The following is a 15,385-nucleotide window of genomic DNA, read 5'->3' as shown; positions in this document are numbered from 1 at the left end:
AAAACAGAACTTTTTATTCAGTACTAAGTCAGAGTAGCTGTGAATGATGGCAACTAGATACGATTTAGAAAAGCAAAAAGAGGAGTACCGGCTCGAATGAGCGAGCAGGATTTAGATCTAGATATAGTTAAACGCGTTCAACAGGGAGATAAAAACGCATTCAACCTGTTAGTTGCCAAGTATCAAAATAAAGTCGCAGCGCTGATTTCTCGTTATGTAGCGAATCAAGGCGATGTGGCAGATGTGGCACAGGAAACGTTCATTAAAGCTTATCGAGCGTTGCCTAACTTTAGGGGCGAGAGCGCATTTTATACTTGGTTGTATAGAATCGCGGTTAACTGTTCAAAAAATTATTTGGTGGCGCTTGGTCGAAAGCCGCCAGCAAACGACGTAGATGCGGAAGAAGCCGAGTTTTATGATGGTGCAGACCAATTAAGATCGAACGCTTCACCGGAAAATCTATTGTTAAGCGACGAAGTGAAAGCAGTGATTTTCAAAACTATCGAGCGCTTGCCTGACGATTTAAAAACCGCAATTACTTTGCGTGAAATCGAAGGCATGAGCTACGAGGAAATCGCTGTCATTATGGATTGTCCGGTAGGTACAGTTCGTTCGAGAATTTTTCGCGCAAGGGAAGCGATAGATAACAATTTGAACCCATTAATAGGTGAGTCTTAATATGGCACAAGCTGAAAAACAAGTGACAGAAGATTTAACGACATCGCAAATTTTTGACGGTGATCTGTCACTCAACGCTGAAACTGATGTTCGTTTAGACGATCAAAAGTTTGCTCGGTATGCCTTGATTGGTGATGTAATGCGTAGTCAAAAGCAAGACACACCTTGCATTGATATCACCAGCAGCTTTGCAGCGGCACTTGAACAAGAGCAAACGTATAGTGAGCCGGCCGTTGAGCAAGTGAAAAAAGAAACGACGCCAAAGAGCAATGTGATTGAGCTAAGTGCATGGCGTAAGCCGTTTGCACAAGTGGCTATCGCGGCAAGTGTGTCATTGTTTGCTGTGCTTGGGGTTAATACGCTAAGCTCTGACGCGACTTTACCTGCGGGTGATACGTTACAGTTGCAATCTACTCCTTTTGCTGGAGGCGTTTCTCCTGTGAGCTTATCAACTGAGCCTGCGCTTGAATCAGCGGCTAAAGGCATTAGAGAGTTACAGCAGCAACGTATTGGTGCATTGGTGCTAGAGCATCAAAGACAGTCACGCATGGCGTATGCGCTGCAGCAATCTGGTGAAAACAACACCGCTGAAAAGCAAGAGGAAAAAGAGTAATAAATGAGAGCACTGTTAGTTGTAGTAAGTGTATTTTTCTCTAGTTGGCTGTGGGCAAATGAAAGCGTATCAGCCAAACAACTGCTAAAAGACATGGCCGAAGCGGTGCATCATAGAAACTTTGATGCATCGTTTGTCGTGGTGAAAGGAAAATCTATGGAGCCTTACCGTTGGCTTCATGGTAACCAAGATGGGACTGAATTTGAGCTTTTAAGTTTGCTCAATGGTGCTGGACTTGAAATGATCCGCATTGGTGACAAAGTGACTTATTTTGAACCAAAGTCTGAGCCTTACACCATCCAAACAGATTCGATAGCAGGTCCTATTCCCGAAGTTTTATTCAAAAATATCGACAGCCTCAAAGAAAGCTATGATTTTGTTTTAGGGGGTAAAGGTCGGATCGTTGACAGACCTGCTCAGCTTGTCAGGTTAGAAGCAAAGGATGACGCTAAATACAACTATTGGTTGTGGATCGATACCGAGTCATCTCTGTTGCTAAAATCCGCTTACGTAAACCAACAAGGCGAATTGTTAGAGCAGCTTCAGCTTACCCATATCAGCGTGACTGAAACCCCAGCCGAACAATTGTTAGAACTTTCACAAAAGCAGTTTCCTGAAGCCGTATCTGGGTTGTTGAAGACACTTGAGAATGGCACAAAAAACAATTGGCAAATTGGTTGGTTACCTCAGGGCTTCGAGCTGCTAAAATCTGACAGACATAAGTTAGATTTAAACAATGAGCTGGCAGACTACTACTTGTTTTCCGACGGCCTTGTTGATATTTCGGTATTTGTACAACGTCCTTTACCGGGCCAGCGCCCAAGTGGAGCGCTCTCGTCAGGTGCAACAACGGTGTATGTACACAACACAGGTGCGTTTGACGTATCCGTAGTTGGAAATATTCCAGCAATGACCGCAAAAGCAATCGCTGAGTCTGTGAAAAGACCTTTATGATAGAACAAACTCTGACAGTTGCCGCCATCAAAGGCGCAACTGTCTACTTAGAAGCGCAGCCAAAACCCGCTTGTGAAGGCTGTAACGGCAAATGCGGCTCCCAAGTATTCGCCAAACTCTTTGGCACCCACAAAAAACAATTCCCTGTAGATTTGACGGAATCCGTCGAAATTGGCCAAAAAATTAAGTTGGCATTAGACGACTCTAATGTGGTGAAACATGCGTTTTATGTTTACATGATGCCATTGCTTTTTGCTTTTGCCGGCATGTTTATCGCGGCCCTCGTACTTGGTCTCAATGAACCTTTGCAGATATTTATTGCATTTACGAGTGCAGCACTCGGTTTATTTTTCGCCAGAGTCCAAGGGGATAAACTCAAACATCAGGTAAAAGTGATAAAAATTTACCCAATTAGCCTACCAATAACGCAAATAGATGGTGATTGTACTAAATAAAATGTAAAATCGAGGCCTTAATCTCTATTTGTGACTAACAGAAGTATTGAATCCAGTATATGAAGCATATCCGTAACTTTTCTATTATTGCCCACATTGACCATGGAAAATCGACGCTATCAGACCGCTTAATCCAAGTTTGTGGAGGTTTAACAGACCGCGAAATGCAGCAGCAGGTACTGGATTCGATGGACATCGAACGTGAGCGCGGTATTACCATCAAAGCACAGAGTGTAACGCTTAACTATCAAGCAAAAGATGGTGAAACCTACCAGCTAAACTTTATCGACACACCGGGACACGTTGACTTCACTTATGAAGTGTCGCGCTCTCTTGCCGCTTGTGAAGGTGCGCTATTGGTTGTTGACGCGGGTCAAGGTGTAGAAGCACAAACTCTAGCGAACTGTTACACCGCACTTGAGATGGACTTGGAAGTTATTCCAGTACTAAACAAAATTGACTTACCACAGGCTGATCCACTTCGCGTTGCCGAAGAAATTGAAGATATCGTTGGTATTGAAGCATTAGAAGCGGTTCGCTGTAGTGCGAAAACGGGGATCGGCATTGATGAAGTGCTCGAAGTGATCGTACGTGATATTCCGCCACCAGAAGGTGAGCCAAATGCGCCACTACAGGCACTGATTATCGATTCATGGTTTGACCCGTACCAAGGCGTAGTGTCATTGGTACGTATTAAAAACGGTGAATTAAGAGCGGGCGAGAAGATCAAGATCATGTCTACAGAGCAAGCTCACCAAGTAGATAAGGTTGGTATCTTTACACCGAAGCAGACTAATACCGGGGTGTTGAGAACGGGTGAAGTAGGTTTTGTTATCGCAGGTATCAAAGACATCCATGGTGCACCAGTTGGTGATACCATTACCATGGCTCGTGATTCTGCAACAGACCGTTTGCCTGGTTTCCAAAAGGTGAAGCCTCAGGTATACGCGGGAATGTTCCCAATTTCATCTGATGACTACGAAAATTTCCGCGATGCGCTTAATAAATTGAGCCTCAACGATGCATCACTATTCTTCGAGCCTGAAAACTCAACAGCACTAGGCTTTGGTTTCCGTTGTGGCTTCCTTGGTATGCTCCACATGGAAATTATTCAAGAGCGCCTTGAACGTGAATACGACATGGATCTGATCACCACGGCACCAACGGTAATCTATGAAGTAGAAACTAAGCACGGTGTGGTGAAAATCGATAATCCATCGGATTTACCGCCAGTAAACGACATTATTGAAATTCGTGAACCAATCGTTGAAGCAAATATTCTCGTTCCGCAAGAGTATTTAGGAAACGTGATCACGCTGTGTGTTGAAAAGCGTGGTATGCAGACCAAGATGACCTATCACGGTAAGCAAGTTGCGTTAACCTATGAACTGCCGATGTCGGAAGTGGTAATGGACTTCTTTGATAAGTTGAAGTCTACCAGCCGTGGTTTTGCATCACTCGATTACAACTTCAAGCGTTTTGAAGCATCAGACATGGTGCGTGTGGATATTCTGATTAATGGCGACCGCGTTGATGCGCTTGCAATAATTGTTCACCGCGATGGTTCACAAACGCGTGGCCGTCAGTTAGCTGAAGCGCTGAGAGAATTGATCCCTCGCCAAATGTTTGATATTGCTATTCAAGCTGCAATTGGTAATCACGTCATTGCGCGTAGTACAGTTAAGCAGTTACGTAAAAACGTAATCGCAAAATGTTATGGTGGTGACGTGAGCCGTAAGAAAAAGCTACTGCAAAAGCAAAAAGAAGGTAAGAAGCGTATGAAGCAACTTGGTAACGTTGAAGTGCCACAAGACGCATTCTTAGCAATATTGAAAGTAGGTAAGTAACAGGAAATACAAATGGCAGGTTATTTTTCAATTTTATTGGTGCTACTCACGGTCGGTTCTGGCCTTATTTGGTTGATCGATCATTTGGTGTATGCACCAAAAAGACAAGCTAGGCTTGCTATTGCGCAAGGTGCGTCTGACACTCAGTTGGATGCCGACATCATTGCGGAAATAGCACCTGAACCTGCCATTGTTGAAAACGCGAAATCAATTTTTCCTATGATTGCCGCGATCACGATTTTCCGTTCGTTTATTTTTGAACCGTTTCAAATTCCATCAGGCTCAATGATGCCAACCTTATTGGATGGCGATTTTATTCTAGTGGAAAAATATGCTTATGGGATTAAAGACCCTGTGTGGCGTAGCAAAATCGTTGAAACGGGTACACCTGAGCGCGGTGATATTGCGGTGTTCAAGTTTCCGCTAGACGAGCGTATTGATTTCATCAAGCGTATTGTTGGTTTACCGGGTGACCATATTGTTTATCGCAATCGTCAGCTTTACATTAAACCTAAGTGTGAAGACGGGCAGAGCGAAGCAAACGGGTTGACGTGTGGCGAATATAACAAGATTGATGTAGATATTGTAAATCGTGATGAGTTTACGCAAGGCCCAATGCAGTTAGTGCGTCTAACCGAGCATTTGCCAAACGTAGAACATGATATTTTAATTAATCCTGAAGTGTTAGAGTTAACAGATCGCTACTATCAACAACCTGGTACTCGCCGCGATGAGTGGGTAGTACCAGAGGGAAGTTATTTTGCGATGGGTGATAACCGTAATAACAGCCAAGATAGTCGTATGTGGGGTTTTGTACCTGATGAAAACTTGGTTGGAAGAGCGGTATTTATTTGGTTAAGTTTTGATTTTGATAATGGCCCAGACAGCATTTTGCCAGGGTGGGTTCCAACTGGTGTTCGTTTTGAACGCCTAGGTAGTATTCAGTAAAAATGAAAAGAAACGTAGAAGAACTTTATAATAAAATAGGGTACAACTTCTCTGATAAGGCGCTGCTTGAGCAGGCTTTGACGCATCGCAGTCACAAAGGCCAGCACAACGAGCGTCTCGAATTTTTGGGTGACTCTATTTTAAGCTTTGTGATTGCAAATGCTTTGTATCACAAGTTTCCAAAAGCGCGTGAAGGTGATTTAAGCCGCATGCGCTCAACGTTAGTGCGTGGTCAAACGCTGGCGGAATTCGGTGTGGAATTCGCGCTAGGTGATTATCTGCGCCTAGGTCCAGGTGAGCTGAAGAGCGGCGGGTTTCGCCGTGAGTCAACGCTCGCAGATGCAGTAGAAGCCATTATTGGTGCCGTTTTCTTAGACTCTGACATCGATGTGTGTAGAGATTTGGTACTAAGTTGGTACGAATCGCGCTTAACTGCGATTTCACCTGGTCATAACCAAAAAGACCCGAAGACGCTGCTGCAGGAGTATCTACAAGCTCGAAAATTACCTTTACCGGGCTACACTGTAATAGATACCAAAGGGCAAGCTCACAACCAAACATTCACGGTCGAATGTATAGTGGAAGGGATGGAAAGTATAATTTCAGTAGGCAGCTCGCGACGTAAAGCTGAGCAAAAAGCTGCCGAAAAAGCGCTTAAGATATTAAAGAATGACGCTTGATACACATTGCGGCATGATTGCCATTGTCGGTAGACCTAACGTAGGTAAATCGACACTATTAAATAAATTGGTTGAGCAAAAGGTAAGTATTACCTCGCGTAAGCCACAAACTACTCGTCACCGCATCATGGGGATCCATACAGAGGGTAACTATCAGGCGGTGTATGTTGATACGCCAGGACTTCATATTGAAGAAAAGCGTGCAATTAACCGCTTAATGAACCGAGCAGCGTCAAGCTCAATCGGCGATGTTGAACTGGTTATTTTTGTCGTTGAAGGGACGCATTGGACGCCTGATGACGAAATGGTACTGACCAAAGTTAAAGACAGCGGTCGTCCTATCTTGGTGGTGATGAATAAAACTGATCAGGTAAAAGATAAAGACTTGTTGATGCCACATATTCAGTGGTTGAGTGAACAGGGTGATTTTATCGGGATCGTACCTATCTCTGCGAAGCAAGGTAAGAACGTTGATATGATCAGAGAAGAAGTGCACAAGCGTTTACCTGCATGTGAATTCTATTTCCCTGAAGATTACGTTACCGATCGCTCAATGCGTTTTATGGCGGCAGAGATCGTGCGTGAAAAACTGATGCGCTTTATGGGCGATGAGCTACCGTACTCGGTGACGGTTGAGATCGAACAGTTTAAGTGGCAAGACAACGGTGTTTGGCAGATAAACGCGTTGATCCTTGTTGAGCGCGAATCGCAAAAACGCATGGTGATCGGCAACAAAGGCGAAAAGCTCAAAGTTATCGGTCGCGAAGCGCGTAAAGATCTTGAAAACATGCTAGACAACAAAGTCTATCTCGAATGCTGGGTTAAAGTGAAATCTGGTTGGGCAGACGACGAACGTGCTCTTCGTAGCTTAGGGTACGGAGAAGACTGATTGGATAGCGACTTTCGACAGGCCTATCTGTTACATCGCAGACCTTACAGCGATTCTCAGGTACTGCTTGACGTGCTGGTCGAAGGCGTTGGACAACTCAAAATGCTTGCCCGAGTAAAGGGCAAGCAATCCCTCAAACATAATGCCCAGTTGCGGCCATTTTCATTACTTTTACTGCAATATGCAGGAAGATACGATTTTAAATACGTAAACCGTTTTGAACCCACAGACAATCAAATCCAACTCGTTGGGCGGCAGTTATATTGCGGCTTGTATCTCAATGAGCTAACGCAACGCGTGGTACCAACGAACGAACCGCTAGAGCAGATCTTTTCGCTCTATCAGCTACATTTAATGCGTTTGGCCCAAGATGAAGATGTGGAACCTATCTTACGCAGCTTTGAATTGCAATTGTTAGGTGAGCTTGGTTTAGGGGTGGAACTGGAATTTGACGCAGAAGGTAATCCAGTGCGGCCAAAAGCCGCGTATAAGTACGTATCTGAGTACGGTTTTATTGCAGTCGGTCGTGAACCTGATACGATACCGGGCAGTATGTTATTGGCCATTGCCAATCAAGATTTCCAAGACCTTGCCGTGAGAAGGGCGGCTAAGCTATTAACACGAAAATTAATGGCACCGCTGGTTGGTAAGCAAGGGCTGAAAAGTAGAGAACTATTTATTTCAAAGAAATAATACCAATTTAATCAAAAGTATAAATCGGTAAATTGGTATTGCGGTAATAAGTGGGTGATCCACTTGCTACGTCATATTATCAAGGGATAAACGATGAAAGATATTTTACTCGGCGTCAACGTAGACCATATTGCAACGCTTCGTCAGGCGCGTGGCACTAGCTATCCTGATCCTGCACATGCAGCTGCAGTAGCTGAGCACGCAGGTGCCGACGGCATTACTATTCACTTGCGTGAAGACCGTCGCCATATTCAAGATCGTGATGTTTATGTGATGGCAAAAACCATCCAAACACGTATGAATTTAGAAATCGCAGTAACTGACGAAATGCTCGACATCGCTTGCGAAGTAAAACCTGAATATGTTTGCCTAGTGCCAGAAAAACGCGAAGAGTTAACCACGGAAGGTGGCTTAGACGTTGCGGGTAATCTAGATAGGATCACAGCGGCAACTCAGCGCCTAGCTGATTCAGGTATCAAAGTAAGCTTGTTCATCGACGCGGATAAAAAGCAGCTAGATGCTGCAAAGCAAACCGGTGCCCCTTACATTGAGATCCACACCGGTGCTTATGCTGATGCTGAGAACGACACCGAAATGAGCGCCGAGCTTGAGCGCATTCGTGAGGGCGTTCAGTATGCTCATGGCCTAGGTCTTATCGTCAATGCTGGCCATGGTTTGCATTACCATAACGTTAAACCGATTGCACAAATGCCAGAAATCTACGAACTTAACATTGGTCATGCCATTGTTGCTCGAGCAGCAATTGATGGGCTGGAAAAGGCAGTACGAGATATGAAGCGTTTGATGTTAGAGGCGAGACAAGCATAACGCTTAGTGGTAAAGAAAACGAAAGGGCTGTGCAGCCCTTTCTTTTTGCCTTGTAATTGAGTTAATACAATTGGTATCAAAATGAAAAAAATGGTGTTGGTCTTTGCAAGTTGTGCCCTTGCATCACAATTTAGCGAAGCGACAGAGAACAACGAATTTGAAATCATCACTACTACGGCATCTAGGTTGGCTGAGACCGCAGGAGAGCGCCCTGTAAGCCTCTCTTTGCTCACAGAAGCTCAATTAGATGATATAGGCGTCACACATATCGAAAAGGCGTTGAGGCTCGTTGCTGGCGCAAATATACAACATGGTAATGGTCAAGAGTATCTACCTGCATTGCGCTCACCAGTGCTATCTGGTGCAGGCGCATGTGGTGGCATTTTAATGGCTGAAGATGGTATTGCACTCAGAGCCGCAGGTTTTTGTAATATTAATGAACTCTTTGAATCGCACTTTGAAGCGGCAGAGCGTGTTGAAGTGCTAAAAGGGCCAAATAGCGTGCTGTATGGCTCCAATGCGGTGCACGGAGTGGTTAATGTGATCACTTCAAACAGCATTCAAAAGACACCTAGGGTAGCATTAGATATCGGCTCCTATGGTTATAGCCGAACTCGGATACAAGCTGGCGATAAAGCCCTTGGCTTGGGCGCAGCGTTAACCCTTACAAAAGATACGGGTTATCGTGACGACGAAAGCGTCGAGCAACAAAAGTTGAGCGTCAAACATCAATATGAAGGCGAGAAGATTGGTATCGTATCTGGGATGACATACACCCACTTAGATCAGCAAACTGCGGGTTATATAACAGGAGTGGACAGCTATAAAAATAAGCAATTGGCAAAGCAAAGCGAAAACCCTGAAGCATTTAGAAAGGCTGAGTCATTTAGAGCTTGGACAGAAATAACCGGGCACTTTGATGATAGCAACACCGTGCTGATAAAACCTTATGTACGCTGGCAAGAGATGGAGTTTGTTAAGCATTTCTTGCCGGGTAAGCCGTTTGAAGAAAATGGTCAAACTGGTGTGGGGCTGCAAACGCTTATACACACTGAGTTAAGTGACTCAATACAACTAGATTGGGGAATGGATGCAGAATATACCCAAGGCGAGATGTTGCAGTATCAGCCTACGCCGACAGAAGGCTCTGCATTTTTACGCTCGACTATTCCCACAGGAAAACACTACGACTATGAGGTAGATGCAAGGCAACTCGCGCCTTTTGCAAATCTCAGTTGGCGACAGGGTAACTGGTTAGTTGAACTGGGCGGTCGTTTTGAGTCAATGAAATACGATTATCGCAACTTTTTGCCTACTGGGCGTACCAAAGAAGATGGTTCGGTGTGTGCAATGGGAGGATGCCGTTATAGTCGCCCAGCCAGTGGCAAAGATAGCTTTGCTTATTTTTCACCAAAATTTGGCCTAAGCTATGCGTTTACTGAGCGGCATATTGCCTATGCTAACGTGTCTCAAGGCTATCGCGCACCACAAACTGCTGAGCTTTACCAATTGCAGCGAGCGCAGCTAAAAGCATCACTAGAGGAAGAAAAGGCGGACAATATCGAGCTTGGCCTAAAAGGGAGTGCAGATAGTCTTGGCTATCAGGTCGCGATTTATGACATGGAAAAAGAAAATTTAATCTTCCGAGATAGTGACTTTTTCTATATCAACGATGGTCGCTCAAGACACCGAGGTGTGGAGTTGGAGCTGAGTTATTCATTCACAGCACATTGGCAACTAGATCTCGCCGCAACGCGTGCTAAGCATACCTATGAACAAGATAATATTCTTGGTGGCATCAATATTAACGGCAACGATCTAGATTCAGCACCAAGGAACGTCATTAACGCCCAATTACACTGGCAAGCACTGGATAACCTCAGTTGGTCTTTAGCTTGGCATCATGTAGGAGAGTATTTTACTGACCCCGAAAATCTTCATCGTTATTCTGGTCACGATTTACTGAGTTTACGAGGAAAGTGGCAGGTAAATCCGCATTTGGCGTTGACAGTGAGAGTGAAAAATCTAACCGACGAACATTATGCTGAGCGTGCCGATTATACTTCATTTAGTGGTGAAAGGTACTTTCCTGGAAGACCAAGAAACATTCTGGTTTCACTGGACTACCGCTGGTAATACATGAATAAGGGAGCAGAAAGCTCCCTTTGTGAAACTATCGTGATATTTAGTCGTCTAGTGAGCGAAGTAGTGCATTGATCCCAACTTTTTCGCGGGTTTGCTGATCTACCTTTTTCACAATAATTGCTGCGTATAGGCTATGAGAGCCATCTTTGCTTGGTAGCGATCCTGGTACTACCACCGCACCAGCTGGTACGCGACCATAATGGGTTTCGCCTGTTTCACGGTCGTAAATACGAGTACTTTGTGAAATATAGACACCCATGGAGATAACCGCGCCTTCTTCAACAATCACACCTTCGACGATCTCAGAACGTGCGCCGATGAAACAGTTATCTTCAATAATCGTTGGATTGGCTTGTAACGGCTCTAATACGCCACCAATGCCCACACCGCCAGATAGGTGTACGTTTTTACCGATCTGTGCACACGAGCCTACAGTTGCCCAAGTGTCTACCATAGTGCCTTCATCAACATATGCACCAATATTAACGTAAGATGGCATAAGTACCACGTTCTTACCGACAAAACTGCCTTGACGCGCTACCGCGTTTGGTACTACACGCATACCACCTTGTTGGAACTGCTCTGGCGTATAGTCTGAGAATTTTAATGGTACTTTGTCGTAAAACTGGTTAACGCCATCGCTCATTGGTTGGTTGTCACGAATTCTAAAAGACAGGAGTACCGCCTTTTTCAACCATTGATGTACAACCCACTCACCACTAATTTTTTCAGCAACACGCGCTGCACCTGAATCTAGCATTTCCAATGCGTTGACAATCGCTTGTTTTACTTCGTCTGATACCGTGGTTGGAGTGATGGTATCGCGGTTTTCCCACGCGGTTTCAATAGTCGTTTTTAAATCAGACATAAATTCCTCGTTAATCTGTTTCAGCATTTAATTTTTTGAGTAGGGCGCGATGAAGCTCAGCTTTTTGTACTTCATCTAGAGCCTTGTAATCTTTGTTTGAGACGACGAAAAAGTCTTCTGCGCGTTCGCCGACGGTTGTAATGCGCGCGGCATGAATATGTAGTGAATAGGCCTGAAATACCTCAGCAATTTTAGTCAGTAATCCTGGAATATCAATGGCCTGAATTTCAATTAGGCTGCGATCGTCGCGTGCGTGCGGGCGCAGTATAATTTTCGGTTTGATATTAAAGTCTTTAAACTTTTGTGAGCGGTTTTTCTTAACCCGGATCTTTCTTTTTGGATCTTTTAGTAAAGTTTCCAAGCCTTTTCTGATCCCCGCTGCACGGCCGGTGCTGAGTGGGTCGCCATTCACTTCTAGGATAACAAAACTAAAGACAACATAGCCATCTTTAGTGGTCATGACCTGAGCATGCTGGATCTGTGCTTTTTTAGAACCAATTACACTGACCAGTTTGGCGAATAACGCAGATTCATAAGGACTGTATACGAATACTTGTGTTCCGCCATGCATGGGCTTGTCAGAGACGATCACGCTTGGCTGACTTAAATCATCAGACTGTAATAAGTGTTCAGTATGCCAAGAGATCTGCTGTTCACTAAAGGCAGTAAAATAATTGGCCTTAAAGCGTGACCAAATAAGGTCAATGTACTCTTCGAAGTAGCCCAAATTAATCAGCCGTTGCTTGGCTTGGCGTTTCTTATCACGGATCTGATCGCGCATATCCATTGGGTTCTCAAGACCCAAGCGCAATGCCCGTTGAGTATGCAAATACAGTTCGCGTAAGAGGGTGTTTTTCCAGTCATTCCAGAGGTTGTCGTTGGTGGCACGAATGTCGGCAACCGTTAAGCAATAGAGATAATCTAGCTGACGTTCGTTTTTCACTTTTTGTGCAAATTCAGCAATAACATCTGGATCGTTAATATCTTTACGCTGGGCTGTGACAGACATCAGGAGGTGATTTTGCACCAGCCAAGCTACTAATTTAGCGTCGGAAGCGGTAAAGCCGTGCATTTTGGTAAATGCCATGGCGTCAACGGCACCAAGCTCGGAATGGTCGCCACCTCGACCTTTGGCAATATCGTGAAAGATCCCAGCTAAGTAGAGTAGCTCTGGTTTGTCCATGCGGGCAACAATCTCAGAACAAATCGGGAATTCACTAATATGCTCTTTATCGAAATAGCGGTAGATGTTATTGATGAGTTTATGGGTATGCTCATCTACCGTGTAGGCGTGAAACAGATCGAACTGCATTTGACCAAAAATATTACGCCACTGCGGTAAATAGGCAGCGATGATCCCGTGTTTGTGCATCAGAGTAAAGGCTCGTCCCATGCCATTAGGGTGTTTCAATAACCTTAGAAAAGCATCACGACAGCCTGCGTAATCTTGCAGATCGCCTAATAGCCGGCGTCTGACTTGGCGCATAGTACGTATGGTACTTGGGTCAATCTGATTAATTTTAGGGTTGTCTGCAATATGTTCAAAGAGGACAAACAAATTCTCTCGACGGAAAAAGACAGAGGGGTTCTTAACGCGAATTTTATTGCCAATACGCTCAAAGTTTCTGTCGAGTGGCACGGCTTCTTGTTCTAACTGCTCGGGAAGAATACTTTGTTCGAAGTAGGAGAGCAGCATCTGGTTCATTTCGCGCACTCGGCTCATGATCCTAAATAAGCGTTTCATCATACGCTCAACCGAAGCTTTACCTTCAGAGCCAAAACCGAGGAGCTCTGCGGCATGTGGTTGATGGTCAAACAATAAGCGGTTCTCACTGCGACCCGCGGCCAAATGTAGCGCAAAGCGAATGTTCCACAGGTTTTCGATGCACTCTAATAGTTCTTGATATTCTTCATGGGTCAAATAACCGTGATTGATTAACTCTTCCAAAGTTTCAGCGCGGAAGTGCTTTTTAGCGACCCAAAAAATGGTTTGCAGGTCGCGCAGGCCACCGGGGTTTTCTTTAATATTAGGCTCAAGGTTATAGGCGGTACCATGGCATTTTTTATGGCGAATATTCTGCTCATTGACCTTGGCGATAAAAAAGTCACTAGATTGCCAAATTGGGGTTTCAACGATATGTCGTTTGAGGTGTTCATACTCAATATGGTTACCACAAATGAGGCGGCTTTCCAGCAGGCTTGTGGCAAAGTGAACGTCATTTTGTTTTTGTTCTAGGACTTGTTCATGGGTTCTTACGCTATGACCAATATCTAGACCTAAATCCCATAAATAAGTGACAAAACGCTCTAAACAGCTGGTCACTTCTTCACAGGGAACGGATTTGGTTAGCACCAAAAAATCGATATCAGAGAACGGGTGTAACTCACCACGGCCATAACCACCAATGGCGATTAACGACAAGTCTGGTTGGTGCGCCAGTCCGGTTTCATTAAACAGTTTAATCAACAAGCGGTCGATAAATTCGGCTCGAGAATTAATTAGATTTCTAACGGGTTGCTTGGCAAATTGATTGCTTAACCATTTGTAGAAAAAAGCAAGACAATCACGGTAATCGGTAAGTTCTTGTGCTTCGTCAAGAAGCGTCTTCACTTTGTTCGGTAATGCCACTTAGGATCCTGTGTCATGCGCGCAAAAACAGTAGAGTCCTGTTTTACACTAAATAAATAAGAATTGCGAGTGACGGGGAGGTGAAGGGTCAAGGATTGGGCAACTAGCATCGCGTGTAACTGATATCTAAACACAAAGGAGTTGTAACCGCTGTAGCGTGAGTTGTGCAATAAAAAAGCCAGCAATCTGGCTGGCTTTGATAAATGGTTTTTGCAATTAAGCTGAATGCGTAATAACGCGGTCTATCGTCTCGTCATTGCGTAGCGTTAAGATCTCAACGCCATTATCTGTGACAAGCAGCGTGTGTTCCCACTGCGCCGAAAGACTACGGTCTTTGGTAACGACAGTCCACTCATCTTTTAGTAGCTTACATTGGCGCTTACCCGCGTTAACCATAGGCTCGATAGTCAAACACATACCAGCTTTAAGCACTTCGCCAGTACCTGGTTTGCCGTAGTGCATTACTTGTGGCTCTTCATGGAATTCTTTACCAATGCCGTGACCACAATATTCACGCACGATAGAGTAGTTAAAGCCTTCTGCATACTTTTGAATTGCAGCGCCAATATCACCCAAACGCACGCCCGGTTTTACCATTTTTATCGCAAGGTATAGACTTTCTTGCGTGATTTCGCTTAAGCGCTTACCTTGGATAGTTGGTGTCCCGACGTAAAACATTTTTGACGTATCACCATGATAACCATCTTTGATAACAGTGATGTCGATATTGATAATGTCGCCCTCTTTTAGCGGTTTATCGTTTGGGATACCATGACAGATAACGTGGTTAACAGAGGTACAAATAGACTTCGGAAAGCCGTGATAATTTAGCGGTGCAGGAACAGCACCTTGCTCATCAACAATGTAGTTGTGACAAATGGTGTTTAATTCGTCGGTGGTCACCCCTGGCTTAACATACGGCTCGATCATTTCCAGTACTTCCGCGGCTAAACGCCCGGCAACACGCATTTTTTCGATTTCTTCAGGGGTTTTGATCACTGCACTCATTTAGACTCCAAGTCAATTTAGATGAACATTTATTATGCACAAATTTTACGCATAAGATTGAGTTAATTCTTTATATATGGTATAAAGCGCGCCGTCTTTTTACAAATAATTCTTCCTCACACGATGAGATTGAATGTTTGTAGTTAAGAC

14 protein-coding genes are annotated in these 15,385 nt (G+C 44.4%); 11 read left to right on the top strand and 3 right to left on the bottom strand.

Annotation, left to right across the window (positions count from 1 at the left end; all coding sequences use genetic code 11):
- Positions 1-96 precede the first annotated feature (96 nt).
- The 11 genes from rpoE to CTT31_RS11655 all read left to right on the top strand — a co-directional run bounded on the left by rpoE (position 97) and on the right by CTT31_RS11655 (position 10,721).
- Entirely contained in the window at positions 97-678 is a 582-nt protein-coding gene (rpoE, locus tag CTT31_RS11705; protein WP_010371267.1) for an RNA polymerase sigma factor RpoE, read from the top strand.
- Position 679: 1 nt separating this feature from the next.
- Positions 680-1,291, top strand: coding sequence for a sigma-E factor negative regulatory protein (locus CTT31_RS11700; RefSeq protein WP_260491315.1), 612 nt, complete (start codon positions 680-682; stop codon positions 1,289-1,291).
- Between the two features lie 3 nt (positions 1,292-1,294).
- Positions 1,295-2,245: a MucB/RseB C-terminal domain-containing protein gene (locus CTT31_RS11695; RefSeq protein WP_010371273.1), complete on the top strand. Its 951-nt coding sequence runs from the start codon at positions 1,295-1,297 to the stop codon at positions 2,243-2,245.
- Complete coding sequence (locus CTT31_RS11690) at positions 2,242-2,700, top strand: SoxR reducing system RseC family protein (RefSeq protein ID WP_260491314.1); 459 nt, start codon at positions 2,242-2,244, stop codon at positions 2,698-2,700. Before CTT31_RS11695 ends, CTT31_RS11690 begins: the two co-directional genes overlap by 4 nt.
- Before the next feature lie 59 nt (positions 2,701-2,759).
- A complete protein-coding gene (gene lepA / locus CTT31_RS11685) occupies positions 2,760-4,547 on the top strand; it encodes a translation elongation factor 4 (RefSeq protein ID WP_017216097.1) in 1,788 nt (595 codons plus the stop codon).
- Positions 4,548-4,559: 12 nt separating this feature from the next.
- Positions 4,560-5,495: a signal peptidase I gene (gene lepB / locus CTT31_RS11680; protein ID WP_010371286.1), complete on the top strand. Its 936-nt coding sequence runs from the start codon at positions 4,560-4,562 to the stop codon at positions 5,493-5,495.
- Positions 5,496-5,497: 2 nt separating this feature from the next.
- Positions 5,498-6,175 carry a ribonuclease III gene (gene rnc, locus CTT31_RS11675; RefSeq protein ID WP_010371291.1) on the top strand — a complete coding sequence of 226 codons (678 nt, stop codon included), beginning with the start codon at positions 5,498-5,500 and terminating at the stop codon, positions 6,173-6,175.
- On the top strand, positions 6,165-7,064 hold the full coding sequence (era, locus tag CTT31_RS11670; protein ID WP_045989845.1) for a GTPase Era: 900 nt from the start codon (positions 6,165-6,167) through the stop codon (positions 7,062-7,064). The genes rnc and era overlap by 11 nt, the downstream gene beginning before the upstream one ends.
- Complete coding sequence (recO, locus tag CTT31_RS11665; RefSeq protein ID WP_260491313.1) at positions 7,065-7,757, top strand: DNA repair protein RecO; 693 nt, start codon at positions 7,065-7,067, stop codon at positions 7,755-7,757.
- A 93-nt stretch (positions 7,758-7,850) separates the two neighbouring features.
- Positions 7,851-8,585 carry a pyridoxine 5'-phosphate synthase gene (gene pdxJ, locus CTT31_RS11660; RefSeq protein ID WP_211857962.1) on the top strand — a complete coding sequence of 245 codons (735 nt, stop codon included), beginning with the start codon at positions 7,851-7,853 and terminating at the stop codon, positions 8,583-8,585.
- 81 nt (positions 8,586-8,666) lie between these two features.
- Entirely contained in the window at positions 8,667-10,721 is a 2,055-nt protein-coding gene (locus CTT31_RS11655; RefSeq protein WP_260491312.1) for a TonB-dependent receptor, read from the top strand.
- A gap of 49 nt (positions 10,722-10,770) precedes the next feature.
- Here the strand turns inward: CTT31_RS11655 and dapD are convergent, their stop codons facing one another.
- The 3 genes from dapD to map all read right to left on the bottom strand — a co-directional run bounded on the left by dapD (position 10,771) and on the right by map (position 15,235).
- Positions 10,771-11,598, bottom strand: a complete 828-nt coding sequence (dapD, locus tag CTT31_RS11650) for a 2,3,4,5-tetrahydropyridine-2,6-dicarboxylate N-succinyltransferase (protein ID WP_039497128.1) — start codon at positions 11,596-11,598, stop codon at positions 10,771-10,773.
- Between the two features lie 10 nt (positions 11,599-11,608).
- A complete protein-coding gene (glnD, locus tag CTT31_RS11645) occupies positions 11,609-14,227 on the bottom strand; it encodes a [protein-PII] uridylyltransferase (RefSeq protein ID WP_130163785.1) in 2,619 nt (872 codons plus the stop codon).
- Positions 14,228-14,443: 216 nt separating this feature from the next.
- Positions 14,444-15,235 carry a type I methionyl aminopeptidase gene (map, locus tag CTT31_RS11640; protein ID WP_039497131.1) on the bottom strand — a complete coding sequence of 264 codons (792 nt, stop codon included), beginning with the start codon at positions 15,233-15,235 and terminating at the stop codon, positions 14,444-14,446.
- Positions 15,236-15,385 lie beyond the last annotated feature (150 nt).

This window comes from Pseudoalteromonas maricaloris (genome assembly GCF_024746855.1).
GTDB lineage: Bacteria > Pseudomonadota > Gammaproteobacteria > Enterobacterales > Alteromonadaceae > Pseudoalteromonas > Pseudoalteromonas maricaloris.
This window is presented reverse-complemented; position numbering and strand designations above follow the sequence as displayed.

What these genes read in the sequence shown, in the direction of transcription:
- CTT31_RS11700 (WP_260491315.1), top strand. Translation starts at nt 680, where the DNA reads ATGGCACAAGCTGAAAAACAAGTGACAGAAGATTTAACGACATCGCAA.
- rnc (WP_010371291.1), top strand. Translation starts at nt 5,498, where the DNA reads ATGAAAAGAAACGTAGAAGAACTTTATAATAAAATAGGGTACAACTTC.
- dapD (WP_039497128.1), bottom strand. Translation starts at nt 11,598, where the DNA reads ATGTCTGATTTAAAAACGACTATTGAAACCGCGTGGGAAAACCGCGAT.
- era (WP_045989845.1), top strand. Translation starts at nt 6,165, where the DNA reads ATGACGCTTGATACACATTGCGGCATGATTGCCATTGTCGGTAGACCT.
- pdxJ (WP_211857962.1), top strand. Translation starts at nt 7,851, where the DNA reads ATGAAAGATATTTTACTCGGCGTCAACGTAGACCATATTGCAACGCTT.
- CTT31_RS11690 (WP_260491314.1), top strand. Translation starts at nt 2,242, where the DNA reads ATGATAGAACAAACTCTGACAGTTGCCGCCATCAAAGGCGCAACTGTC.
- CTT31_RS11655 (WP_260491312.1), top strand. Translation starts at nt 8,667, where the DNA reads ATGAAAAAAATGGTGTTGGTCTTTGCAAGTTGTGCCCTTGCATCACAA.
- rpoE (WP_010371267.1), top strand. Translation starts at nt 97, where the DNA reads ATGAGCGAGCAGGATTTAGATCTAGATATAGTTAAACGCGTTCAACAG.
- lepA (WP_017216097.1), top strand. Translation starts at nt 2,760, where the DNA reads ATGAAGCATATCCGTAACTTTTCTATTATTGCCCACATTGACCATGGA.
- CTT31_RS11695 (WP_010371273.1), top strand. Translation starts at nt 1,295, where the DNA reads ATGAGAGCACTGTTAGTTGTAGTAAGTGTATTTTTCTCTAGTTGGCTG.
- lepB (WP_010371286.1), top strand. Translation starts at nt 4,560, where the DNA reads ATGGCAGGTTATTTTTCAATTTTATTGGTGCTACTCACGGTCGGTTCT.
- map (WP_039497131.1), bottom strand. Translation starts at nt 15,235, where the DNA reads ATGAGTGCAGTGATCAAAACCCCTGAAGAAATCGAAAAAATGCGTGTT.